2 protein-coding genes are annotated in these 833 nt (G+C 68.1%); both read right to left on the bottom strand.

What is annotated here, in order from left to right; translation table 11 throughout:
- Positions 1-387: cytochrome c biogenesis CcdA family protein (locus tag NS283_RS18150; protein WP_241492289.1), on the bottom strand; the 387-nt coding region annotated here is incomplete at its 3' end.
- Positions 384-833, bottom strand: a 450-nt coding sequence (locus tag NS283_RS18145) for a TlpA family protein disulfide reductase (protein WP_058598227.1), incomplete at its 5' end; no start/stop codon positions are given. The genes NS283_RS18150 and NS283_RS18145, both read right to left, overlap by 4 nt.

The following is an 833-nucleotide window of genomic DNA, read 5'->3' as shown; positions in this document are numbered from 1 at the left end:
GCGCGCCTGCATCCGCACGGAGCGCTGGGCGATGCCGAAGAGCCCGATGAAGACGAGGCCCATGAGGATGATGACGACGCCCACGATGCGCGTGATCACGTCGGCGTAGCGGGTGAAGAAAGCCCCCGCGGCCCCGCCGAGCACGTTGAGCGCCATGAAGACGACGGTGAAGCCGGCGATGAAGAGCAGGGTTCCGCCGAGCAGACGACCGCGACCGTTCCCGGATGCCGAGCTCCCCCGCGGTGCGACGGCACCGCCGATGAAGCCGAGGTATCCGGGTACCAGCGGCAGCACGCAGGGCGAGAGGAACGAGATCAGTCCCGCGGCGAGGGCGATGGGGATCGCGAGCCAGAGTGCCCCGTCGAAGACGAGAGCGCCCGGATTCACGCGTTCTCCTCGAGCACGGTACGCACCATGGACTCGAGGATCGACGCCTCGGGCAGCTCGCCGATGATGCGGGCCGCCACGCGTCCCTGCTTGTCGAGCACGAGGGTGGTGGGGGTGGCGTTGAGGGGCGTCTTGTCATTGAACGCGAGCTTGAGCTCGGCGTCGTTGACGGCGAGCGCGCTCGAGTACGACACCTTGTTGTCGCGCGCGAACGAGAGCGCGGTCGGACCCTGGTCGTACGTGTTGATGCCGAGGAAGGCGACGTCCTGGCCCTGGAACGACTGATACGCCTGCTCGAGCCGCGGCGCCTCGATGATGCAGGGGCCGCACGTCGCGTACCAGAAGTTGACGACGAGCACCTTGCCCGAGAAGTCGGCACTCGACACGGGCGAGCCGTTGTCGAGGGTGCCCTTGAAATCGACGGGCTCGCCGCGCTGGTCGGGGGC

Origin of the sequence: Microbacterium testaceum (genome assembly GCF_001476285.1) — a bacterium.
GTDB lineage: Bacteria > Actinomycetota > Actinomycetes > Actinomycetales > Microbacteriaceae > Microbacterium > Microbacterium testaceum_B.
The sequence above is the reverse complement of the archived record's forward strand: the minus strand, read 5'-3'. Positions and strand labels throughout refer to the sequence as shown.